Genomic DNA, 23,717 nt, shown 5'->3' with positions numbered 1-23,717 from the left:
TTATCGCGGGTCAGCCCGCAGAAGGAACAAAGATGAACCAGGAAGTCCTGAACATCTTCAATGCGGTCCCGGTCACCCCGACCTTCGACCAGATCAAGATCGCCCTGGCCTCGCCGGAGAAAATCCGCTCGTGGTCGTTCGGCGAGATCAAGAAGCCCGAGACGATCAACTATCGCACGTTCAAGCCCGAGCGTGACGGCCTGTTCTGCGCCCGTATCTTTGGTCCGACCAAGGACTACGAATGCCTGTGCGGCAAGTACAAGCGCATGAAGTACAAGGGCATCATCTGCGAGAAGTGCGGCGTTGAGGTCACCCTGGCCCGGGTCCGGCGCGAGCGGATGGGCCATATCGAACTGGCCAGCCCGGTCGCCCACATCTGGTTCCTGAAGTCGCTGCCCAGCCGCATCTCGCTGATGCTGGACATGGCGCTGAAGGACGTCGAGCGCGTCCTGTATTTCGAAAACTATATCGTCACCGAGCCGGGCCTGACCCCGCTGAAGCAGAACCAGCTGCTGACGGAAGACGAGTTCTATCGCTACCAGGACGAGTTCGGCGATGACGGCTTCACCGCCGAGATCGGCGCCGAGGCCGTGCGCAACCTGCTGATGGGCATCGACCTGCATTCCGAGGCCGAGCGTCACCGTGGCGAACTGGCCGACAGCCCGTCGGAAATGAAGGCCAAGAAGGCGTCCAAGCGCCTGAAGCTGATCGAGGCCTTCCTCGAGAGCGGCAACAAGCCCGAGTGGATGATCCTGACCGTCGTGCCGGTCATCCCGCCGGAACTGCGCCCCCTGGTGCCGCTGGACGGCGGTCGTTTCGCGACCTCCGACCTGAACGACCTGTATCGCCGCGTGATCAACCGCAACAACCGCCTGAAGCGTCTGATGGAGCTCCGCGCGCCGGACATCATCATCCGCAACGAAAAGCGGATGCTGCAGGAATCGGTCGACGCCCTGTTCGACAACGGCCGCCGTGGTCGCGTCATCACGGGCGCCAACAAGCGTCCGCTGAAGTCGCTGGCCGACATGCTGAAGGGCAAGCAGGGCCGCTTCCGCCAGAACCTGCTCGGCAAGCGCGTCGACTATTCGGGTCGTTCGGTCATCACCGTGGGTCCCGAGCTGAAGCTGCACGAGTGCGGCCTGCCCAAGAAGATGGCGCTGGAGCTGTTCAAGCCGTTCATCTATGCGCGTCTCGACGCCAAGGGCCTGTCGGGCACGGTCAAACAGTCCAAGCGGATGGTCGAGCGTGAACAGCCCCAGGTCTGGGACATCCTCGAAGAGGTGATCCGCGAACACCCGGTCATGCTGAACCGGGCGCCGACGCTGCACCGTCTGGGCATCCAGGCGTTCGAGCCCAAGCTGATCGAGGGCAAGGCGATCCGCCTGCACCCGCTGGTCTGTACCGCGTTCAACGCCGACTTCGACGGCGACCAGATGGCCGTTCACGTCCCGCTGAGCCTCGAGGCCCAGCTGGAAGCGCGCGTCCTGATGATGTCGACCAACAACATCCTGTCGCCCGCCAACGGCAAGCCGATCATCGTGCCGTCGCAGGATATCGTGCTCGGCCTCTACTACATCTCGCTGGTCAAGGACGGCGAGCCGGGTGAGGGCAAGCTGTTCGCCAATATGGGCGAGATCGATGCGGCGCTCGACGCCGGCGTGGTGACTCTCCACACCCGCATCAAGGCGCGCTGGACCGAACTGAACGCCGCCGGCGAAGAGGTGACCAAGGTCATCGACTCGACCCCCGGCCGGATGAAGCTGGCCGCCCTGCTGCCGCAGAACCCGAACGTCGGCTACCGCCTGCTCGAGAAAAACCTGACCAAGAAGGAAATCGGCAACCTGATCGACGTGGTCTATCGCCACTGCGGTCAGAAGGCGACGGTGATCTATGCCGACCAGATGATGGGCCTGGGCTTCCGCGAGGCCGCCAAGGCCGGCATTTCCTTCGGCAAGGACGACATCGTCATCCCCGCCCAGAAGGAGACGATGGTCGCCGAGACCCGCACCCAGGTCGAGGAGTACGAGCAACAGTATGCCGACGGTCTGATCACCAAGGGCGAGAAGTACAACAAGGTGGTCGACGCCTGGGCCAAGGCCACGGACAAGATCGCCGACGCCATGATGGCCGAGATCGCCACGGTCAAGAAGCTGCCGGACGGCCGCACCGCCGAGATCAACTCGGTCTATATGATGGCCAACTCCGGCGCCCGCGGTTCGCAGGCCCAGATGAAGCAGCTGGGCGGGATGCGCGGCCTGATGGCCAAGCCCTCGGGCGAGATCATCGAGACGCCGATCGTGTCGAACTTCAAGGAAGGCCTGACCGTCCTTGAGTACTTCAACTCGACCCACGGCGCCCGCAAGGGTCTGGCCGACACCGCGCTGAAGACCGCCAACTCGGGCTATCTGACCCGTCGTCTGGTGGACGTGGCGCAGGACTCGATCGTTACCGAGGACGACTGCGGCTCCACGCGGGGCATCACCCTGCGCGCCGTGGTCGAGGGCGGCGACGTCCTGGTCTCGCTGGGCCAGCGCGTCCTGGGCCGCTACAATGCCGAGGACATCAAGGAGCCGGGCACCGATAACGTCCTGTTCCCCGCCGACACCTATCTGACAGAGGATGTGGTCGAGGTCATTGACGTCCAGGGCGTCCAGTCGGTCAAGGTCCGTTCGGCCCTGACCTGCGAGGCAGAGGCCGGCATCTGCGGCATGTGCTACGGCCGGGATCTGGCGCGCGGCACCAATGTCAACATCGGCGAAGCGGTCGGCGTCATCGCGGCGCAATCGATCGGCGAGCCGGGCACCCAGCTGACGATGCGGACCTTCCACATCGGCGGTACGGCCCAGGTGGCGGAAACCTCGTTCTACGAGGCGACCAATGCCGGCACGATCAAGGTGGTCGGCCCGACCGTCACCGGCGCCCACGGCGACCTGGTGTCGATGAGCCGCAACGTCGTGGTCACCGTCATGGTCGATGGCAAGGATCGCGAAAGCTACAAGATCCCTTACGGCGGCCGTCTTCGCGTCCAGCCGGGCGGCGAGGTCAAGAAGAACCAGCGTCTGGCGGAGTGGGACCCCTACACCACCCCGATCATCACCGAGGTGGGCGGCGTTGTCCGCTTTGAGGATCTGGTCGAGGGCCTGTCGTTCAAGGAAGAGACCGACGAAGCGACGGGCATCGCCCAGCGCGTCGTCATCGACTGGCGCGCCAGCCCCCGCGGTTCGGACCTGCGTCCGGCCATGGGCATCACCACCGGCGACGCCTACGCCAAGCTGGCCTCGGGCTCTGACGCCCGGTACCTGCTGCCCGTCGGCGCCATCCTGTCGGTCGCCAATGGCGACGAGGTGAAGCCCGGCGAGATCATCGCCCGCATCCCGACCGAGGGCGCCAAGACCCGCGACATCACCGGCGGTCTGCCGCGGGTGGCCGAGCTGTTCGAGGCCCGTCGTCCAAAGGATTGCGCGGTCATCGCCGAGATGGACGGTCGCGTCGAATTCGGACGCGACTACAAGAACAAGCGCCGGATCAAGATCACGCCGGAGCCCAATGCCGATGGCGAACAGGGCGAACCCGTCGAGTTCCTGATCCCCAAGGGCAAGCATATCTCTGTCCACGACGGCGATCTGATCCAGAAGGGCGACTACATCATCGACGGCAACCCGGATCCGCACGACCTGCTGCGCATCCAGGGCGTCGAGGCCCTGGCCGAGTATCTGGTGAACGAGGTCCAGGAGGTCTATCGACTGCAGGGCGTGCCGATCAACGACAAGCACATCGAGGTCATCGTCCGTCAGATGCTGCAGAAGGTCGAAGTCCTGGATTCGGGTGAAACCACCCTGATCCGCGGCGACACCGTCGAAGTCGCCGAGGCCGTTCTGGAAAACCTGAAGGTCGAGAAGCGCGGCGGCCGTCAGGCCACCACCCAGCCCGTCCTGCTGGGCATCACCAAGGCGTCGCTGCAGACCCGCAGCTTCATCTCGGCGGCGTCCTTCCAGGAGACCACCCGCGTCCTCACCGACGCCTCGGTCAACGGCAAGGTGGATACGCTGGAAGGCCTGAAGGAGAACGTCATCGTCGGCCGTCTGATCCCGGCCGGCACCGGCGCCTATCTGCGCAGCCTGCAGAAGATCGCCAACGAACGTGACGCGGTCCTGACCTCCACCCGCGAAGCGGCGGTCGAGCCCCTCCCGGCCGATCTGCAGCTGGAACTGGAATCCAGCGAGGCCTGATCGGCTTCGACGGACCGAAACAACAGAAGGGGCGGCCCCGGCGACGGAGCCGCCCTTTTTGCTTGACCTCCGGCCTGGGCGGTCGCCTCATCGGGCGATGACAGCCGTCCTCAGGGTCCTCCCGCCTTTGACGCTGCTGGTGAGCGCGCCGATCGCGCGTTTCGCGGGCGGATTGAAGCCGGGCGAGAACGGAGGCCGGATCGGACGGCTTGTAAGAGGACAAACGCCATGAGGACGGTCTGGGCGGCAGCGGCGATGTGTTCGGCTGTCTTTGCCGCGAGTGGAGAGACGCACGCCCAGACGGCCCCTTCGCCGTCGCCGACGCCGGACACCGTCGAGGACATCGTCGTCGAGGGCGTCAGCGACCGCGCCATCGACGCCTTCGTTGACGGCTTGACCGAGCCGGCGCGGCTGGGGCGGCAAGAGGGCCAGATCGCCCGGTGGCGCGACCCCGTCTGTCTCAGGGTCATCGGAGGAGATATGGAGACGAACGATGCGCTCCGGGCCAAGATCGAGCGCGTGATGACTGATCTGGGCGGCGCCATCGGTCGGCGCCGCTGCTCGGCCAACGCCATCGTAGTGATCGCCGCCGAGGCTGAGCGTTTCGCCGCCCTTTTCGCCCAGAGATACCGCGCCCGCTTCTTCCAGCGCGGCCGGTACGAGCAGGCCGGGTTCGTCAGCCCCGCCCGCGCCGTCCGATGGCGCCATCGCACCCGCACGGCAGGGGCGGCCGCCGCGTCAAACAATGATCTGGAGAAGATTGGTGGGGCCCCGCAAATTCGTGGATCCGGTTCGCGGCTGACCGTCGCCACTGTGGAGACGATAGATCGCGCCTTGCTGGTGGTGGATCCCTCCAGACTGGAGCTCATCGCCAGCGACAGGCTGGCGGAATACCTCGCCTTCGTCATTCTGGTGGATGTGCCGCCGGGTGTGGAGACCGAGGGCCGTCAGACGATCCTGAACCTGTTTGACGATCCTGCGGCCGGTCTGTCGTCCTGGGATCGAGCGTTCGTCGCGGCCCTGTACGAAAGCGCCCCGAACCAGCGGTTTCTGGCCCAGTCGGCTCAGATTCAATGGTTGATGCAGCGCCGCATGAGCCTGAACCCGGCAGGCGAGACGGACTGAGCCCAACGCCTATTTCGGTCCGGCGGCCCCGCCGCCGAAGGGCTGCTCTTCCTGATGCTGGTAGTGGCCTGGCAGATGTGCGCCCGGACAGGTGCCGCGCAGGTTTCCGCCCGGGCATTCGGGGGCGGCGCCGACCACGCCGACCCCGGACCTCATGGGCGCGCGACGGCGCTCGTAGCGGGCCAGGGCGGCGGCCCCCTCACGGGCGAATTGCTCCTGACGACGGGTCTCGGACGCGTTCAGGGTGCGGGGGCCGATCGGCCGGGCGCGACCGGCGGCGGCGTTGAAATTGTCGTCGCAGATCCGCTGTTCGCCCTCCGGCAACTGTCCATCGAGGGCGCGACAACCGGCGGCGCCGAGGCGCAGGGACCGGGCCACAGCCCCGCGCAAATCGGGCCTCCGGACGGTCCAGGGAGTCTCCGGCGCCGTCGCAGCGCCGGACGGTCCGGCGGTCGCGGGCGCCGCCGGGGTCGACGGCGGTGCGGCGGCGGTGATCCGGGGCGCCGGAGGCGTGGGGCGCTCCTCGTTCTCGTCGCGGGGAAGGGCGTCCGCCGGACGGGCGGGCGAGGCGGCGGTCTGATTCCGTTCATGGGCCGCGTCGGGCGCCGTCCGGGCCGGACGCCGGGGGATCTCGCCGGGCAGCAGGGGGCGGGGTTCCAGATCGATGTGGATCGGCGGCGCGGCGTCCGGAACGGGCCGTCGGACCTCGACCAGTCCCAGACCGATGAGGGCGAACACCAGGGCATGGGCGGCCAGGGACCCGCCGAGAACGGCCAGTCGCTGACGACCCCTGGGCCCGCGCCAATCCGGTAAGACCGTCTGATTCATCCATCCCCGCCGCTTGCAGGGGTCAAGGGAGCGGCCAACCGTGGCCCTGTGAAGGCGGGCCGGCGGGTCAATGGTGCTTCATCAGGGAGCGCAGCCCCGGATAGCCGCCTTCGCCCCGGGTGTAGTCGCTCCAGGCGGCGTTGGCGGCGGCCTGTTCGGCGAAGGCGTCCTGACCGGTCTGTCCGGGCGCGCGTCCGCGACGCGCCTCGGGCCGCGCGACCTCGGCCGGGGGCGAGCCCTTCGCCGCCGCCTGTTGCACCGGACCCCGCTCGCGGCAGCCGGCCGCCTGCCAGGCGCGGAAGTTGGAGATGTCGCGACACACCTCGCCGCCCCATGGCGGGCGCTCCCGCCCCGCCACCCCGACGCGCCAGGCCTCATCGACCGGCGGGGCGTCCGGCGCGGTCGCGACCCGGACCGGAGCGCCGGTCACTCCGGGGGAAGGGGACGGCGCGGTCCGCCCGGCCGCCGTCGGAACAGGCGCGCGCGGCGCGGCGTCGGACGGGAGGGGAGACCCCGCTTCTCTCGTCCGGAAGCCAGGCCAGGCGGGGGGTTCAAGGTCGAGGGGGATGACGGCGGGGTCGGTTTCGAATTCGAACGACTCGCCGCCCAGAAGCCCCCACATCGCCATCCCCAGCACCGCCACATGAATCAGCAAGGCCACGGCGAGACCGGACAGGCGCGGGTCGCGCAGGGCCGGGTTCAGCCATGTCGCCGTCACTGCGCCTCGCTGCATGCCGATGCCCCCGCCGCGCCGGCCTGACGCGCCCCGAAGGGATCAGGCGGCACGACCGTGGCCTAATGGCGGCGCGATCTTGACCCGAAGGCGTCCCGGGTCAGAATGGATGAAGGGAGGAGCGTCCATGTTCGCTGTGATTCTGGCCCTCGCGCTTCTCGCCCTGCCGCAGGTGATCCACAAACCCGCGACTGAGGATCCGGCCGTGTGTGCGGTCGATACGGCCGCCCAGATCGCGCGGCCCTGGAGCGATTTCGAGTTCGACCACGACACGCCCGGCGGGCCGATGGCTCTGGCCGGGCGCGGCTGTTATCGCGCGGCGGCGGAGGTCAGTCGCGACTATCTGGCGCGCGGGCCGCTGCTCAGTGTGCGGGAACAGGCGATCACCCAGCTGCACCGGGCGAGGAACCTCGCCTATGCGGGAGACGAGGCCGCCGCCGCGCATGCCGCCGCCAGCGCCCGCCGCAGCGACCAGCGGACAGATCAGGAGATACCGCTGGACTGGAACAGCTATGTCCAGGGGCTCTATGGCTTTCTGATCAAGGACCGCGCCCTGCTGGAAGCCAACCGCGAGCGTCTGATGGCTCGCGCTCGCGAAGGCTTTGAGGGCGATGCCATGAACGGCCGGAACCTGTCGGCCCTGTCGACCTGTTTCGAGCGCAGCTATACCGAGGCGATGACAGATCGGGTTTGCTGGGCGGACGGCCCGAAATAGCCCCGCCTTGACCTGAACGGGCATCGCAGGTAAACGCGCCGGACTTTCGAGGCTTGGGCGAGTCACATCGTCCGTCGAGATCGTGACAATCGAACGAACGGGCTGTGCCCGCCGGAACGCCCAAAGCGCGCGTTCCGGGTTTTTCGTTTGGGCGTCCGGCATCACCCTCAAGAGACAACCCGGGCGGGGGATGACCTCCGTTCAGAAGAAGGACATGAGGCGCCCCGGCCGAAAGGCACACGCCTCCATCAGAAGTCGAGACGAGATTAAATGCCTACGATCAACCAGCTGATCCGCAAGCCGCGCAAGCCCAAGCCCGTGCGCAACAAGGTGCCGGCGCTCGAGGGTTCGCCCCAGCGTCGCGGCGTCTGCACCCGCGTCTACACCACGACCCCGAAGAAGCCGAACTCGGCTCTGCGTAAGGTCGCCAAGGTCCGTCTGGCCAAGTCGGGCTATGAAGCCGTGTGCTACATCCCCGGCGAGGGCCACAACCTGCAGGAGCACTCGGTGGTCCTGATCCGCGGCGGCCGCGTCAAGGACCTTCCCGGCGTTCGCTACCACATCCTGCGCGGCGTGCTCGATACGCAGGGCGTCAAGGACCGCAAACAGCGTCGTTCGCACTACGGCGCCAAGCGTCCGAAGTAAGCCGTTCCGACGGCAGATCCAGATTCAGTCGGTTATCCGGCTTCCAGACACCGAATTAGAAGGCCCAGCCCATGTCACGTCGTCACCGCGCCCAGAAACGCGAAGTCCTGCCGGATCCCAAATACAAGGATCTGATCGTCACCAAGTTCATGAATTACGTCATGTACGAGGGCAAGAAGGCCGTCGCCGAGAACATCGTCTATGGCGCCTTCGAAATTCTCGCCGAGAAGAAGAAGGACTTCGAGCCGGTCCAGACCTTCCACACCGCCCTGGAAAACGTCCAGCCTTCGGTCGAGGTCCGGTCGCGTCGCGTCGGCGGCGCCACCTATCAGGTCCCGGTCGAGGTTCGCCCCGACCGTCGCCGCGCCCTGGCCATCCGCTGGCTGGTCAACGCCGCGCGCAAGCGTGGCGAGAACACCATGACGGAAAAGCTGGCCGCCGAACTGCTGGACGCCTCGAACAACCGCGGCACTGCGGTCAAGAAGCGCGAAGACACCCACAAGATGGCCGAGGCCAACCGCGCCTTCAGCCACTACCGCTGGTAAGGCGGGCGGGGGTCGCCTTCAAAGCGTCACCTGCACTGACTATCTAAGGGTTTCCGGGGCGGGCGATTTCAGCTAGATCGCCCGCGCCCGCTTATCCGGACAGACCGATTTCCTGAGGGCGCCGTCCGCGTCCTGAAAACATTTCAAGGCACGCTTTCATGGCCCGCACACACGCGCTCGAGGACTACCGCAACTTCGGCATCATGGCCCACATTGATGCGGGCAAGACGACGACGACCGAACGGATCCTGTACTACACCGGCAAGAACCATAAGATCGGCGAAGTCCACGACGGCGCCGCGACCATGGACTGGATGGACCAGGAGCAGGAGCGGGGGATCACGATCACCTCGGCCGCGACCACCGCCTTCTGGCAGGGCAAGCGCCTGAACATCATCGACACCCCCGGACACGTGGACTTCACCATTGAGGTCGAGCGTTCGCTGCGCGTCCTCGACGGCGCCGTGACCGTGCTGGACGGCAACGCCGGCGTTGAGCCCCAGACCGAAACCGTCTGGCGCCAGGCCGACAAATATTCGGTGCCGCGCATCGTCTTCGTCAACAAGATGGACAAGATCGGCGCCGACTTCGACGCCTCGGTCCAGTCGATCCGCGACCGCCTGGGCGCCAAGGCCGTTCCGATCCAGTTCCCGATCGGTTCGGAGTCCTCGCTTTCCGGCCTGGTCGACATCGTCGCCATGAACGCCGTGGTCTGGGACAACGACGCCCTGGGCGCCAACTTCACCGTCGGCCCGATCCCCGAGGACCTGATGGCCAAGGCCGTCGAGGCGCGCCAGTACCTGATCGACAACGCCGTCGAACTCGACGACGAGGCGATGGAAGCCTACCTCGAGGGCAACGAGCCCTCGACCGAAACGCTGAAGAAGTGCATCCGCAAGGCCGTGCTGACCGGCGCCTTCTATCCGATCCTGTGCGGCTCGGCCTTCAAGAACAAGGGCGTGCAGACGCTGCTGGACGCCGTGGTCGACTATCTGCCGTCGCCGCTGGACATCCCGCCGACCCCGGGCATCGACTTCAAGACGGAAGAGCCGGTCGTCCGCAAGGCGTCGGACGACGAGCCCCTGTCGATCCTGGCCTTCAAGATCATGGACGACCCGTTCGTCGGCTCCCTGACCTTCTGCCGCCTGTATTCCGGCAAGATGGAAACCGGCCAGAACCTGCTGAACTCCAGCCGCGACAAGAAAGAGCGCGTCGGCCGGATGCTGCAGATGCACTCGAACAACCGTGAAGACGTCAAGGAAGCCTATGCCGGCGACATCGTCGCCCTCGCCGGCCTGAAGGACACCCGCACCGGCGACACCCTGTGCGATCCCCTGAAGTCGCCCGTAATCCTCGAGAAGATGGAATTCCCGGCCCCGGTGATCGAGATCTCGGTCGAGCCCAAGACCAAGGCCGACCAGGAGAAGCTGGGCGTCGCCCTGGCCAAGCTGGCGTCGGAGGATCCGTCCTTCACCGTCTCGACCGACCACGAGTCGGGCCAGACCATCCTGAAGGGGATGGGCGAGCTTCACCTGGACATCAAGATCGACATCCTGAAGCGGACCTACAAGGTCGAGGCCACCATCGGCGCGCCGCAGGTCGCCTATCGTGAATCGCTGGGCCGCAAGGTCGACATCGACTACACCCACAAGAAGCAGACCGGCGGTACGGGCCAGTTCGCCCGCGTCATGATCACCTTCGAACCCGGCGAGCCGGGCTCGGGCTTCGTGTTCGAAAACTCGATCGTCGGCGGCGCGGTGCCCAAGGAATACATCCCGGGCGTGGAAAAGGGCCTGAACTCGGCCAAGGACAATGGTCTGCTGGCCGGCTTCCCGTTGATCGACTTCAAGGCGACCCTGACGGACGGCAAGTACCACGACGTCGACTCCAGCGTGCTGGCGTTCGAAATCGCGTCGCGGGCTGCCTTCCGCGAACTGAAGGAAAAGGGCGCGCCGAAGCTGCTCGAGCCGATCATGGCCGTCGAGGTCGTGACTCCCGAGGACTACCTGGGTTCGGTCATCGGCGACCTGAACGGCCGTCGCGGCATGATCCAGGGTCAGGACATGCGCGGCAACGCCACCGTCGTGAACGCCTTCGTGCCCCTGGCCAATATGTTCGGCTATGTGAACACGCTTCGCGGCATGTCGCAGGGCCGCGCCGCCTTCACCATGCAGTACGACCACTATGAGCCGGTGCCGCAACACGTCGCCGACGAAGTCATCAAGAAGTATTCCGCCTAAACCCAACCAACATCGGTCGGACCCCGGTCCGGCCGTACCCCTGAAAATCCAGGATATGCCCCCTGTTCAGGGGACGGAGAGAAGAGAATGGCCAAGGAAAAGTTCGAACGCACCAAGCCGCATTGCAACATCGGCACGATTGGTCACGTTGACCACGGCAAGACGACGCTGACGGCGGCGATCACGATGACGCTGGCCAAGGCCGGCGGCGCCAAGGCGATGGCCTATGCGGACATCGACGCGGCCCCGGAAGAGAAGGCGCGCGGCATCACGATCAACACGGCCCACGTGGAATATGAGACGGCCAACCGTCACTACGCCCACGTCGACTGCCCCGGCCACGCCGACTATGTGAAGAACATGATCACCGGCGCGGCGCAGATGGACGGCGCGATCCTGGTGGTGTCGGCCGCCGACGGCCCGATGCCGCAGACCCGCGAGCACATCCTGCTGGCCCGTCAGGTCGGCGTGCCGGCCCTGGTGGTGTTCATGAACAAGGTCGACCTGGTCGACGACGCCGAGCTGCTGGAACTGGTGGAAATGGAAATCCGCGAGCTGCTGAGCTCGTACCAGTTCCCGGGCGACGACATTCCGATCACCGCCGGCTCGGCCAAGGCCGCCACGGACGGCGTGAACCCGGAAATCGGCGAGAACCAGGTTCTCAAGCTGATGGAAACCGTCGACGCCTACATCCCGCAGCCGGAGCGTCCGGTCGACCTGCCGTTCCTGATGCCGGTGGAAGACGTCTTCTCGATCTCGGGCCGCGGCACCGTGGTCACGGGTCGCGTCGAGCGCGGCATCGTCAAGGTCGGTGAGGAAGTCGAGATCGTCGGCATCCGTCCGGTCCAGAAGACGACCTGCACGGGCGTGGAAATGTTCCGCAAGCTGCTGGACCAGGGCCAGGCGGGCGACAACGTCGGCGTGCTGCTGCGCGGCACCAAGCGTGAAGACGTCGAGCGCGGTCAGGTCCTGTGCAAGCCGGGCTCCATCACCCCGCACACCAAGTTCCTCGCCGAGGCCTATATCCTGACCAAGGAAGAGGGCGGCCGTCACACGCCGTTCTTCACCAACTACCGCCCGCAGTTCTACTTCCGCACCACGGACGTGACCGGCATCGTGCACCTGAAGGAAGGCGTCGAGATGATCATGCCCGGCGACAACGCCGAGCTGAACGTCGAACTGATCACCCCGATCGCCATGGAAGAGAAGCTGCGCTTCGCCATCCGTGAAGGCGGCCGCACCGTCGGCGCCGGCGTCGTCGCCAAGATCATCGAGTAACAGACACTCGAAGCGCGCTGACGCTCGGCTCGCGGAGCCTCGCTGCTTGAGCGCGTGATCGATACGGAAAAGACAGAACGGCCCCCGGAGCGATCCGGGGGCCGTTTTGCTGTGGGCGACTACCGCTTGCGGAACGCGGGAAGACCGTTGCGGAACAGGGAAGCACGACAGGGGTTCAGGCAGTCCTCCCCAATCTACAGGTCGCATTCCATGAAAATTCTGATGGTTCTCACGTCCCACGATCAACTCGGCGACACCGGCAAGAAGACCGGCTTCTGGCTCGAAGAGTTCGCCGCGCCCTGGTATGTGCTGAAGGACGCAGGCGCGGAGGTCGTTCTGGCTTCGCCCAAGGGCGGTCAGCCGCCGCTGGACCCAAAGAGCGACAACGCGGACGCCCAAACCGGCGCGACCCGCCGGTTCAAGGACGATGCAGAGGCTCAGGCCGCACTGGCCGCCACAATACCCCTGGCCGGGATCAAGGCTGAGGACTTCGATGCCGTCTTCTATCCCGGCGGACATGGCCCACTGTGGGATCTGGCCGAAGATCCGGACTCGATTGCTCTGCTGGAAACGTTTGCCAGGACGGACAAGCCCATCGCGGCGGTTTGCCATGCGCCGGCGATCTTCAGGCACACGAAATCGGAGGACGGATCCTCACTGGTAAAGGGGAGAGCCGTCACGGGGTTCACCAATGCCGAGGAGGACGCCGTCGGCCTGACCGACGTCGTGCCATTCTTGCTGGAGGACATGCTCAAGGCGGAGGGAGGGCTCTACCAATGCATTGAGACGTTCAAACCCTATGTCGTGATCGATGGTCTGCTGGTGACGGGCCAGAACCCCGCTTCATCAGAGCCCGCTGCCGAGACCCTGCTGGCCTTGTTGAAGGGATAATCCGGGCGCCGGGGCACGCGGAAACCCGGTATCTGCCTATCTCAACCGGCCTGGCCCCAGGGATCATCCATGCGCCTTCTGCCGCTTTTGCTATTGGTCGGGCTAGCCGCTTGCGCCACCCATCCGGGCAAGGTTCCGGGCGTGGTCCATGCGGCGGATGCGCGGCCGGTCGAGGCCGTGGTTGGCGGCGGGCGGGTTCGCGGGGTGGAGGGAGCGGGCGTCCGGGTCTTCCTCGGTCTGCCCTATGCGGCGCCGCCGGTCGGGCCGCTGAGGTGGCGGGCGCCACAGCCGGTCCAGCCGTGGGGCGGGGCCCGGGACGCGACCCGGATCGGCGGCGACTGCACCCAGGCCCTGGGCCGGGACGCCATCCTGGGCGGGGGAGGGGGGATCGTCGTCGGGCGCGAGGACTGCCTGTATCTGAACGTCTATGCGCCCGCGGGGGCGGGGCCGCATCCGGTGATGGTGTTCCTTCCGGGCGGGGCCTTCACCATCGGCTCGGGCGCCAACTACGATCCGACCCGGCTGGCGCGTGGTCCCCGGGGCAAGCCCGGGGATGAAGGGGGTCGGGTTGTCGTTACCGTCAACTATCGGCTGGGGTCCCTGGGCTGGCTGGCGCACCCGGAGTTTGCAGCGGACGGAGACGGCGTCGGCGGCAACTGGGGGCTGATGGACCAGCAGGCGGCCCTGCGCTGGGTCCGGGCCAACATCGGGGCCCTGGGCGGACAGGCCGACGACATCACGGTCTTCGGCGAGAGCGCCGGGGCGTGGAGCGCCTGTCACCTGATGGCCTCTCCCGGCTCGCAGGGGCTGTTCGACCGGGTGATCCTGCAGAGCGGGACCTGTATCGAACCCCAGTCGCTGCGGTCGGCGGATGAGGCCGCTGCGGACGGCCCGGCCTTTGCGGCCGCGGTCGGGTGCAGGGGGACGGCGGTCGTGGACTGTCTCAGGCGAGCGTCGGCCCGGCGGATCGCAAGGGCGGCCTCGACCCGCGCCGGGCTGAACGGTCCCGGATCCTGGGGGCCGGTCTACGGGGACGCCACCATCCCCGTCGCGCCGCCGCTGGCCTTTCTGAACGGCGAGTTCGTGCGGGTTCCCGTCGTCGTCGGGAGCAATGCCGATGAGGGTCGGCTGTTCGCCGTACAGGTGAAGGACGCTGAGCGCTACGCCGCCCAGACGCGCTGGATATACGGCGCCTCGGGGAACGCGGTGCTGGCCCGCTACCCGATCGATCCGTCCGATGGAGGCGCGGGGCCGGGGCTGGCCATGGCCCGCAGCTTCACTGACCAGAAATTCGCCTGTCCGGCTGAGGCGCTTCGGCGGCTGATGGCGCGCCATGTTCCGGTCTCGGGCTATGAGTTCGCCGATCGGGACGCGCCGCTGGCCCTGCCGGACGGGCTGTTCCCGTACGACATGGGCGCCTACCACGCCTCGGAACTGACCTATGTGTTCGGCACACGCTGGGCGTTTGCTGATCCGGCGCGGTTCACGCCCGCACAGGCGGCGCTGGGCGACCGGATGCGGGCCCTGTGGGCCGGATTTGGCCACGGGGCGGCGGCCTGGCCGGAGGACGGTCGTGTGCTGGTCCTGGACCCCTCAGGCGACCGCGCCAGCGACAACTTCGCTATCCGGCATCAGTGCGAGTTCTGGGCGACGACGCCGTTCGGCCCGGTGGCGCCGGCTAGATGAAGCGGACCCTGACGCCCGGCTTGACGGCGGCGGCCAGCTGCTGGGCGTCCCAGTTGGTCAGGCGGACGCAGCCGTGCGAGGCGGTCTTGCCGACCTTGGCCGGGTCCGGCGTGCCGTGGATGCCGTAGCTTTCGCGCGACAGGTCGATCCAGACGGCGCCGACGGGATTATTGGGCCCGGCCGGCACGATCACCGTCTTGCCGGCCGATCCGAAGCTGAGCTTGTCGGGGTCATAGGTGTAGTTGGGCGCAGGCGCGACGCCCACCACGGTCAGATCGCCGGAGGGGGTCGGATTGTCGCTACTGCCGATGGTCGCCGGATAGTAGGCGATCAGCGCCCCGGCCTCGTCCCAGGCGCTGAGCGAGCGTTCGGCCTTGTTCACCTCGATGCGGGCGACCGCCGGCAGGCCGGCGTCAGACACGGCGGGGACGATCAGTGTCTGGCCGGCCCGGGTGAAGTCCACGCCGGGATTCAGGGCCTGAAGCAGGGCCTCGGACGCGTGAAACCGCTCCGCGAGTTTTTCCACAGGACTGGTAAATTGCACGCCGTCGCGCGCCTGGGCGGACAGATCTCCCGGCGGCGGGCTGAAGGGGCCGGCCACATCCGCCGGTGTCAGGGTGTAGGTCTTGGTGACGGGGCCGGTGTCGGCGGCCATCAGGGCCTGAAGCAGGGCCGCATCAATGGCGTCGCCCTGTCCCAGACCCCGCGCCTCGCGGAAGGCGGCGGCGGCCTGTCGCACATTGTCGCCCATCAGCCCGTCGATCAGGCCCGGGGAGAAGGTCGACCGGTCCAGCAGAATTTGCAGCCGGACCAGGCCGGGGTCGGGTTGGGCGGCGCCGGGCGTCTCCGCCGGGGCGGGAGGGGCAATCGCCGTCGCGGTCTCTATGGCGTCGCGAAGCTTGTTCGGTGCGGCGGCCTCCGGCTGTGTCGCCTCAGCCGGGGCGGAGGCCTGGCCCCCGGGCTCGCCGCAGGCGACGAGCGCCAGCGCGGAGACGGACACAAGGAGGAGAGGGGCAAGCCGACGCATGAAGAACTCCGCAAGACTACAGTCTTGTGGAATCCCCCGGGGCCCGGGACGTTCCGCCCCGGGGGCAGACGATCCGGCCAGATTTCGCTCTAGCGCAGGGCCGCCGCGAGACTGTCGGCCGTGACCGAGGCCCAGCAGGCATAGCCGTCGTCGTTCATATGCAGGTCGTCGGGCCCGATGCCGCCGCGGGCCAGACCGGTCCAGCTCCGCATCGCCTCGAACCGGTGCTGGACCGCATAGCCCATGCGCGAGCCCTCGACGGCCAGCAGACGCGCGACCTCGGCGAGATCGGTATTCTTGCCCCGGAAGTTGACCCCGTCCTCGGGCAGGCGCTGGGGGTCGATCAGCAGGACATCGACATTGGCGGCGTCGAGGATAGCCTGACCGCGCGCGATATCGGCCATGACGTCGGTCCAGGGACGGGCGCGCAGGACGTCATTGGTGCCGACCTGCCAGATCACCAGATCCGGCCGATAGGCGGTGATTTCGGCCTGCATGCGGTTGGCGGTCTCGAACGCCGATTCCCCGCCTATGCCGCGATTGAAGACATTGACCGCGACCTCCGGTAGACGAGCGCGAAGGTCGGACTGCAGCAGGGGCACAAAGCCGAGATCGCGACGGCTGGCGCCCACTCCCTCGATGCTGGACGATCCCAGCGCCAGGATGTTCAGGCGGCTGGCGTTGCGCACAGCCGCTTTCGACCGATAGAGGCCCTCGCCCGCCAGGGTCAGGGCGGCGGCGTTGACCGGACAGGCGGCGGCGTCGGGGGCCGGCGCCTGACCCGCCGCCGGCAAGGTCGGCTCGACCGCAGGGGCCTGGCCGGCGGCGTTCTGGGCCCGGGCGGATCCCGCCGCGAGGAAGGCGAGAACGCCGACGCCCAGTCCCAGCAGGGCGGTCAGGAGGACAGTCTTTCGTTTCACCCGTTCTCTTCTCCGGTAGCGGGGTCTGTGGCGGTTTCGCCGGAATTGCTGCTGCCCTCGGAGCCGGCCGGTTCGGTCGCGGGACGCGGCGGCTCGCCGGGGGCGGCCGGGGCGCGCTGGTTTTCGGTTTCGGTCCCGCGATTTTCGGGGCGAGCCGACTCGGTTGGGGAATGTGTCATCTCTATTTCCTGATTATCCATGCAGAGGCGCCCTGCGGCAACGCCTCATCGCGGGTTCGGGCTCCGCGAAACCTGTCGTTCACCATCCGGCTAAACCGTACCGAAAGGCCGCCGGCCTCACAGTGACAAGGACAGGGCGTGGACCACGCCGAACGGGGACACGCGCAATGACCAGGCCGGTGGATGTCGAGATCGTCGCTACGGACGCCCTGACTGACGCCGATATCACTGCCTGGCGCGGGATGATCGCCGCCAATCCGGCCCTGGCCAGTCCCTATTTCCGGCCCGAGTTCACCCGGGTCGCCGGCGCGATCAGCCCCGATGCGGCGGTCGCCGTGTTCCGGCGCAACGGCGAGGCGGTCGGCTTTTTTCCGCACCAGACGCGCGGCGGCACCATCCAGCCGCTGGCGGCGCCGATGAACGACTACCACGGGGTCATCGCCCGACCCGGAGAGGCGCCGTGTCTGGAAGGGGTGGCGCGATCGCTCAATGCGCCGCGTCTGCGGGTCGGGGCCTGGGTGGGGGCGGCGGCCGAGGGGGTCGATCGCGAAACCCTGATGGTCTCCATGCCCGAGGGCGGCTACGTCCCCTGGTATGCCGAACGTCGCCAGACCTGGGGCAAATACTACAAGGACAAGGAGCGGGCGCGACGCAGTCTGGAGGCCGAACTGGGACCCGTCCGCGTCGAGCGCGGACTGCGGGATCCCGCGCTTCTGGATCAGCTGATCGCCCTCAAGCGTGACCAGTACAGGCGCACCGGACGCCATGACATTTTCGAATGCGGCTGGACGGCCGAACTGCTGCACGCCCTGCTGCGGACCCGCGGCGAAGACGACTTCGGGGCCTCGATGGCGGCGATGTGGGCCGGCGGCAAGCTGGTGGCGGTTGAATATTCCCTGCACGCCGGGGACCGCTACCATTTCTGGTTCCCGGTCTATGAGCCGGCGCTGGCGCGCTGTTCGCCCGGTATCCTGCTGAGCCTGGATACGATGCGTCTGGCCGCCGACGAGGGCTATCGCGTGTTCGACTTCGGTTTCGGCGGCGAGGGCTACAAGAAGTACTTCTGCAATGCCAACCAGACCGTGCGCGAAGCGGTGGTGATGCGCCCGGGTCTGGCCGTGACGATCAGCAATGCGGCGGTGGGTCTGCTCAACTCGGCCGGCAAACAACGCGGCGAGCGACTGCGGGCCAGTATGCGACGTCGCTGGGCCGCCATCGAGGCCTGCGAGACCACGCCCGCCAGCCGGCTTCGGGGGGCGATGGACGCCGCCCAGGTCGCCTTCGCCAAGGGGCGCGAACGCGCGGCGGCACGGCTGGCCGATCCGGCGGTCAGTGGTTGAGACGGCGGTCATGGTGTTGAAGCCGGCTCCCTTCGGACGCACCCGCTATCCCGGTCCGATCGCCGAGGCGCAGGTGCATGCCCACAATCTGGTCGAGCGCGGTTTCGCCACGGACGAAGCCCTGTCCGAGGTGCTGGATCGCTATCCGGCCGACCTGATCGACATCAATCTGTATGACTATGACGCGGCCGGTCAGGTCTCGATGCGGACCGGTGCGCGTGGATCCCTGTCGGGCGACCAGCTTCTGGATGCGATCAAGGCGGGGCGGTTGTGGGTCAATATGCGGGCGGCCCAGACGGGTTGCCCCGACCTGTGGGCGGCGGCCCTGCAGGAGTTCCGGCGGATCGAGGCGACCTATCCGGGGATGCGCTCGGTGACACGGGCCGGTCAGCTGATCATCTCCTCGCCGACGAACCGGACGCCCTATCATTTCGACGCCGCCGGGGTGGTGCTGTTCCACCTGCGGGGCAGGAAGCGAATCTTCGTCTATCCGGGCGATGAGGCGCATCTGTCCGAGCGCAATATGGAACAGGTCGTGGCGCGCCAGACGACCGAGGAAACGCCCTACGATCTGGCTTTCGAGGCGGACGCCCAGGTGTTTGACCTTGAGCAGGGACAGGCCGTGACATGGCCCTTTTATGCGCCGCACCGGGTCGAGAACCTCGACCGGTTCTGCGTGTCTCTGTCGATGGACTTCCAGACCTGGTCGTCGCGCTTTCGAAACGGGGCCCTGTACGCCAATGCCTTCATCCGCAGTCGGGGCGGCCGCCCGAGACTGACCGACCGCATGAGCCGGCCCGAACTGGCGGCCCGCTGGGCGGCGTCGTTGGCGCTCAGGAAGATCGGCGCCATGCCCGACCGGATCGCCGCCTTCGAGCGCGATTTTGAGCCCGAGATCGGGGCGGCGGACGGGGCCGGCGAACTGCGGACCGCCTGACCCGCAGAACGCCGTCCATTAAATCGAAGTCATGACCTCGAGTTAAAATGACTTCGCCGGTCCGACGGCTCACCTTCCCCTCACAGCCGGAGAGGAAGCCCGCCATGAAATCCATCGTTCTGCCCGCCGTCGCCGCCGTTCTGGCCGCCGCCGCCGCCCTGCCCGCCGCCGCCCAGACCTTCGACAGCCGATCGGTGGAGATCAAGGATGCGGTTGTGAGGGTGGTCGTCATTGTGGAGGACCGCTCCGACATCGGCGTGGAGATCGAACCGGGCCGCGCCGGTCTGCCGGCCCTGCAGGTGCGCCGCATCGGGCAGCGGGTGGTGATCGACGGCGGCCTCCGCCGGGATATCCGCAACTGCCGCTCCGGCCCGGCCTATGCCCGCCAGCCGGGCGAGGGGGCTTCCGTTGAACTGCGCAACCGGGGGCGGGTGGCCCTCGCCGACGCCTCCCTGATCGTGATCCGCTCGCCCCGCGCCGTCGATGTCGGCGGGGACGGCGGCGCCGTCTTCGGCTCCGTCGGCCCGGGTGCGACCTCGATCGAGGTCGGCAACGGCGGCTGCGGCGACTGGACCGTGGCCAATACAACAGGCCGGATGGAGCTTGCGGTCGGCGGTTCCGGCGTGATCCGGGCAGGAACCTCGCGCAGCCTGGAAGCCAGTGTCGGCGGGGCGGGAGATATTGTGGCGGGCGCCACCGGCGACCTGGACGCCAGTATCGGCGGTTCCGGCAGCATCACCGTGGCCCGGGCCCAGGGCAATACAGATCTGGCCATCGGGGGCTCTGGCGACATCGTCGTGCGCGGGGGGGCGGCCCCGCGTCTGTCCGTCGCCATCGGCGGCTCGGGGGACATCGATTTTCGCGGCGTCGCAGGTCATGTCGACGTCGCCATCGCCGGGTCGGGCGACGTGCGCATCGCCCGGGCGACCGGCTCTGTCGACAAGGCCGTGGTCGGTTCGGGCGATGTCGTGATCGGACGCTGAGCCGCCCCGCCATCCGCCGCCCCACGGCGCGTCAGGAACCGACACTCGCGCCGTCTCCCCGCCGCGCTCAGGGTCCCCGTCTGTGGAGGGCTGACATGCGTGGACTGAAATCGTGGGCGACGGCGGGGGCGGCGCTGGCGGTCATCGGCGGGGCGGCCGTGGCCGGCGCAACGACGGCCGAGGAAGCTCCGCCGCCCGGCTTCACCTGGTATGTGCTGAACCAGCTCAACGAATTCTATTTCGACATCGAGGACCCGACCAATCGCCCGCCGCTGGCGACCGAGGTTCCCGAAGGCGTGCTGGTTCCGGTCCAGATCAATGACGACGGCAAGACCGACTGGTTGATCAACTGGCCGCAGGAGATGCAGTTCTGCGGCACGGGCGGGTGCCGCCGCAGCCTCTATGTCAGCGACGGACCCAACTATGTCCGGGCCTTCGACCGTCAGGGCGGCGACATCGACATTCGCAAGGTGAACGGCGAGGCGCGGATCGAGTCGTCCTTCCACCATCTCTATTGCGAGGACGGGGTCGCGGACTGCCGTCTGGCCTGGGGCTGGAACCCGCAAACGGAGCGGCTGGACGAACGTCCCACCCGCAGCGGCCGGAGCATTCTGACGGGAGCGGGGGCCGCCCCTGTCGACCTGGGGGACAGCGAAGGCCAGCCCGTTCTGCCGGACTGGATCCCGGAAGCGCTGGGGGCGCGGCATCAGGCCGGGCGGAGGCTGTGTCCAGCAGGGGAGGGCGAACCGCAGTCCGTCGTCTACCCATCGCTGGACAGCATCCCGGACCTGAACGGGGACGCGGTGCGCGACTGGACGCTTGCGGCCCCGCCCGCCTGTGACGGCGCCACGACCCAGGCGTTCGGCTTTCAGGTCTGGATCTCCATCGCGCCTGGCCCGGGGCCGCACGGCGAAGGCGGAGAGGTTGTGCTGGCGTACCAGTCCGCCCCCGATCACTGGGTCCATCTGGACGTGGCTTCCAGGCCGGCGCGGTTGGTGGACGTCCCGACCTGCGAGCACGGCGCGGCCTGTCCGGGAACGACGCTGACCTGGGACCCGGCGACCCGGGCATTGAAACCCTGATAAGCGGCGCCGCCACGGTTTCGCCGCTTGACGAAAACGGAATCGGCGGTCATAAGCGCCAACTCTTGTTGGACTGGCTGTGCGGCCACCTCTTCCTCTCGGGGAAAACGGCCGCAGACGCAGTTCGCAAGAACGACCTAAGTTACTGTTCTTTGCAGGTTCTTGGGACTTCAGCGGCCTTCGCGGGGAACTGCGTGGGCCGATCGTTTTTGCGGACGTGCGTACTCTGAAGGCATTCGTGCCTGAAGGCCTCCGGTCTTTGAAATGGTTCACAGGGACGCAGGTTCGCCTGCTTGGGAAATACGACCGATATGGATCAAAGCATCCGCATCAGGCTCAAGGCCTTCGATCACCGCGTCCTCGACTTTTCGACGCGCGAAATCGTCAACACGGCCAAGCGCACCGGCGCGACCGTTCGCGGTCCGATCCCGCTGCCGACCCTGATCGAAAAGTTCACCGTGAACCGCTCGCCGCACGTCGACAAGAAGTCGCGCGAGCAGTTTGAAATCCGCACGCACAAGCGTGTCCTCGACATCGTCGACCCCACCCCGCAGACCGTGGACGCGCTCATGAAGCTCGACCTGTCCGCCGGTGTGGACGTCGAGATCAAGATTTAAAGTAGAAAGAGGCGGGATCCGATGCGCACGGGCGTGATCGCCAAGAAGCTGGGCATGACCCGCGTGTTCGCCGATGACGGCGCGCACGTTCCGGTCACTGTGCTTCAGCTCGACGACTGTCAGGTCGTCGGCCAACGCACTCAGGAGCGGGACGGCTACGTCGCCCTGCAGCTGGGCGCCGGGGCCAAGAAGGCAAAAAACACCAACAAGGCTCAACGCGAAACCTTCGCGAAGGCCGAAGTCGAACCCAAGCACTACGTCACCGAGTTCCGCGTGTCTGAAGACGCGCTGATCGACGTCGGTGCGACCCTGTCGGCCGACCACTTCGTCGCCGGCCAGAAGGTCGACATCCAGGGCGAGACCATCGGCAAGGGCTTCGCCGGCGCCATGAAGCGCTGGAACTTCGGCGGCCTGCGGGCGACCCACGGCGTTTCGCTGTCGCACCGTTCGCACGGTTCGACCGGCCAGCGTCAGGATCCCGGCAAGACCTTCAAGGGCAAGAAGATGGCCGGCCATTACGGCGCCGAGGTCGTCACCACCCAGAACCTGACCGTCGTCCGCGTGGACGCCGAGCGCGGCCTGATCCTGGTCAAGGGCGCTGTCCCCGGCCATGAAGGCTCGTGGGTCAAGGTTCGCGACGCGCACAAGAAGCCGTTCGCCGACCTGCCTTTCCCCGGCGCGTTCAAGTCCAAGGGCGCGGCTGCCGCCGCTGCTCCGGCTGAAACGCCTTCGGAAGAGCCCGCTGCGGTCGAAACCGTCGAAGGCGGTGAAGCATAATGAAACTCTCGGTCATCCAACTCGACGGCAAGGCCGCCGGTGACGTTGAGCTGTCGGACGCCGTCTTCGGCATCACTGACATCCGCGGCGACATCCTGGCCCGTACTGTCAACTGGCAGCTGGCCAAGCGCCGCGCCGGCACCCACAAGGTCCAGACCCGGAACGAGAATTCTCGCACCGGCAAGAAGATGTACAAGCAGAAGGGCACCGGCGGCGCCCGTCACGGTTCGCGCCGTGCGCCCCAGTTCGTCGGCGGTTCGCGCGCCTTCGGTCCGGTCGTTCGCGACCACGGCTTCTCCCTGCCCAAGAAGATCCGCGCCATGGCCCTGCGCCATGCGCTGAGCTCCAAGGTGAAGGCCGGCGAGCTGATCGTGGTCGACGCCCTGTCGCTGAAGGACGCCAAGACGGCCGCCCTGCGCGAGACCTTCGGCAAGCTGGGATGGGCCAAGGCCCTGATCATCGCGGGTCCGGAAGTCGATGTGAACTTCGGTCTGGCCGCTCGCAACATCCCGCACATCGACGTGCTGCCGAACGCCGGCCTGAACGTCTATGACATCCTGCGGGCCGACAAGCTGGTGCTCACCAAGGCCGCCATCGAGGCGATCGAAGCCCGCTTCAGCGACAAGGAAGCCGCGTAATGGCCGCTCAACCTACCGCCAAGCACTACGACACCATCCTGGCTCCGGTGATCACCGAGAAGGCCACGATCCTGTCGGAGCAGAACAAGGTCGTCTTCCGCGTCGCGGACACGGCCACCAAGGACGAGATCGCTGCGGCGGTCGAGAGCCTGTTCAAGGTCAATGTTCTCAAGGTCAACACGATGGTGACCAAGGGCAAGACCAAGCGCTTCCGGGGCATCCTCGGTCGTCGCGTCGACATCAAAAAAGCGATCGTGACCCTGGCCGACGGCCAGTCGATCGACGTCACCACGGGGCTCTGA

The 23,717-nt window shown here is 67.2% G+C and carries 21 protein-coding genes; 17 read left to right on the top strand and 4 right to left on the bottom strand.

What is annotated here, in order from left to right:
* The first annotated feature begins 32 nt into the window (after positions 1-32).
* Positions 33-4,229, top strand: coding sequence for a DNA-directed RNA polymerase subunit beta' (rpoC, locus tag ACW17W_RS12490; protein ID WP_492077227.1), 4,197 nt, complete (start codon positions 33-35; stop codon positions 4,227-4,229).
* 228 nt (positions 4,230-4,457) lie between these two features.
* On the top strand, positions 4,458-5,354 hold the full coding sequence (locus ACW17W_RS12485; protein WP_492077226.1) for a hypothetical protein: 897 nt from the start codon (positions 4,458-4,460) through the stop codon (positions 5,352-5,354).
* 9 nt (positions 5,355-5,363) lie between these two features.
* Here the strand turns inward: ACW17W_RS12485 and ACW17W_RS12480 are convergent, their stop codons facing one another.
* Together ACW17W_RS12480 and ACW17W_RS12475 are read right to left on the bottom strand one after the other, a co-directional pair.
* A complete protein-coding gene (locus ACW17W_RS12480; protein WP_492077225.1) occupies positions 5,364-6,182 on the bottom strand; it encodes a hypothetical protein in 819 nt (272 codons plus the stop codon).
* A 67-nt stretch (positions 6,183-6,249) separates the two neighbouring features.
* Positions 6,250-6,915, bottom strand: coding sequence for a hypothetical protein (locus ACW17W_RS12475; protein WP_492077224.1), 666 nt, complete (start codon positions 6,913-6,915; stop codon positions 6,250-6,252).
* Between the two features lie 127 nt (positions 6,916-7,042).
* On the opposite strand from ACW17W_RS12475, the gene ACW17W_RS12470 reads away from it, so the two are divergent.
* The 7 genes from ACW17W_RS12470 to ACW17W_RS12440 all read left to right on the top strand — a co-directional run bounded on the left by ACW17W_RS12470 (position 7,043) and on the right by ACW17W_RS12440 (position 14,915).
* Positions 7,043-7,630 (top strand): hypothetical protein, encoded by a 588-nt coding sequence (locus tag ACW17W_RS12470; RefSeq protein WP_492077223.1) that lies wholly within the window; start codon positions 7,043-7,045, stop codon positions 7,628-7,630.
* A gap of 270 nt (positions 7,631-7,900) precedes the next feature.
* Complete coding sequence (gene rpsL, locus ACW17W_RS12465) at positions 7,901-8,275, top strand: 30S ribosomal protein S12 (protein WP_271083702.1); 375 nt, start codon at positions 7,901-7,903, stop codon at positions 8,273-8,275.
* A gap of 71 nt (positions 8,276-8,346) precedes the next feature.
* Positions 8,347-8,820 (top strand): 30S ribosomal protein S7, encoded by a 474-nt coding sequence (rpsG, locus tag ACW17W_RS12460; protein WP_013269205.1) that lies wholly within the window; start codon positions 8,347-8,349, stop codon positions 8,818-8,820.
* A gap of 158 nt (positions 8,821-8,978) precedes the next feature.
* A complete protein-coding gene (fusA, locus tag ACW17W_RS12455) occupies positions 8,979-11,060 on the top strand; it encodes an elongation factor G (RefSeq protein ID WP_492077222.1) in 2,082 nt (693 codons plus the stop codon).
* Between the two features lie 87 nt (positions 11,061-11,147).
* Positions 11,148-12,338 carry an elongation factor Tu gene (tuf, locus tag ACW17W_RS12450; protein WP_492076778.1) on the top strand — a complete coding sequence of 397 codons (1,191 nt, stop codon included), beginning with the start codon at positions 11,148-11,150 and terminating at the stop codon, positions 12,336-12,338.
* 210 nt (positions 12,339-12,548) lie between these two features.
* The gene (locus ACW17W_RS12445) at positions 12,549-13,229 is read left to right on the top strand and encodes a type 1 glutamine amidotransferase domain-containing protein (RefSeq protein ID WP_492077221.1); all 681 of its coding nucleotides are present in this window, start codon (positions 12,549-12,551) and stop codon (positions 13,227-13,229) included.
* Between the two features lie 69 nt (positions 13,230-13,298).
* Positions 13,299-14,915, top strand: coding sequence for a carboxylesterase/lipase family protein (locus tag ACW17W_RS12440; protein ID WP_492077220.1), 1,617 nt, complete (start codon positions 13,299-13,301; stop codon positions 14,913-14,915).
* Here the strand turns inward: ACW17W_RS12440 and ACW17W_RS12435 are convergent.
* Together ACW17W_RS12435 and ACW17W_RS12430 are read right to left on the bottom strand one after the other, a co-directional pair.
* Entirely contained in the window at positions 14,908-15,942 is a 1,035-nt protein-coding gene (locus ACW17W_RS12435; RefSeq protein ID WP_492077219.1) for a L,D-transpeptidase, read from the bottom strand. The two genes, ACW17W_RS12440 and ACW17W_RS12435, sit on opposite strands and share 8 nt — an antisense overlap.
* A gap of 89 nt (positions 15,943-16,031) precedes the next feature.
* Complete coding sequence (locus ACW17W_RS12430) at positions 16,032-16,862, bottom strand: SGNH/GDSL hydrolase family protein (protein WP_492077218.1); 831 nt, start codon at positions 16,860-16,862, stop codon at positions 16,032-16,034.
* A gap of 346 nt (positions 16,863-17,208) precedes the next feature.
* Here ACW17W_RS12430 and ACW17W_RS12425 point away from each other — a divergent pair, with 346 nt between their 5' ends.
* From ACW17W_RS12425 to ACW17W_RS12390, 8 genes are all read left to right on the top strand, one after another.
* Positions 17,209-18,381 (top strand): GNAT family N-acetyltransferase, encoded by a 1,173-nt coding sequence (locus ACW17W_RS12425; RefSeq protein WP_492077217.1) that lies wholly within the window; start codon positions 17,209-17,211, stop codon positions 18,379-18,381.
* 10 nt (positions 18,382-18,391) lie between these two features.
* Positions 18,392-19,318 carry a cupin-like domain-containing protein gene (locus ACW17W_RS12420; protein WP_492077216.1) on the top strand — a complete coding sequence of 309 codons (927 nt, stop codon included), beginning with the start codon at positions 18,392-18,394 and terminating at the stop codon, positions 19,316-19,318.
* Positions 19,319-19,422: 104 nt separating this feature from the next.
* Positions 19,423-20,301: a GIN domain-containing protein gene (locus ACW17W_RS12415; RefSeq protein ID WP_492077215.1), complete on the top strand. Its 879-nt coding sequence runs from the start codon at positions 19,423-19,425 to the stop codon at positions 20,299-20,301.
* A 95-nt stretch (positions 20,302-20,396) separates the two neighbouring features.
* Positions 20,397-21,383, top strand: coding sequence for a hypothetical protein (locus ACW17W_RS12410; protein WP_492077214.1), 987 nt, complete (start codon positions 20,397-20,399; stop codon positions 21,381-21,383).
* A gap of 311 nt (positions 21,384-21,694) precedes the next feature.
* Positions 21,695-22,000, top strand: coding sequence for a 30S ribosomal protein S10 (rpsJ, locus tag ACW17W_RS12405; RefSeq protein ID WP_003164367.1), 306 nt, complete (start codon positions 21,695-21,697; stop codon positions 21,998-22,000).
* Between the two features lie 21 nt (positions 22,001-22,021).
* On the top strand, positions 22,022-22,777 hold the full coding sequence (rplC, locus tag ACW17W_RS12400) for a 50S ribosomal protein L3 (RefSeq protein ID WP_492077213.1): 756 nt from the start codon (positions 22,022-22,024) through the stop codon (positions 22,775-22,777).
* The gene (rplD, locus tag ACW17W_RS12395) at positions 22,777-23,415 is read left to right on the top strand and encodes a 50S ribosomal protein L4 (protein ID WP_492077212.1); all 639 of its coding nucleotides are present in this window, start codon (positions 22,777-22,779) and stop codon (positions 23,413-23,415) included. The genes rplC and rplD overlap by 1 nt, the downstream gene beginning before the upstream one ends.
* Complete coding sequence (locus ACW17W_RS12390; protein WP_492077211.1) at positions 23,415-23,717, top strand: 50S ribosomal protein L23; 303 nt, start codon at positions 23,415-23,417, stop codon at positions 23,715-23,717. The genes rplD and ACW17W_RS12390 overlap by 1 nt, the downstream gene beginning before the upstream one ends.

It is taken from the genome of Brevundimonas sp. FV1ye29L (assembly GCF_058681095.1).
Note: the sequence above shows the minus strand (reverse complement) of the source record. Positions and strands in the feature narration are given on the sequence as shown.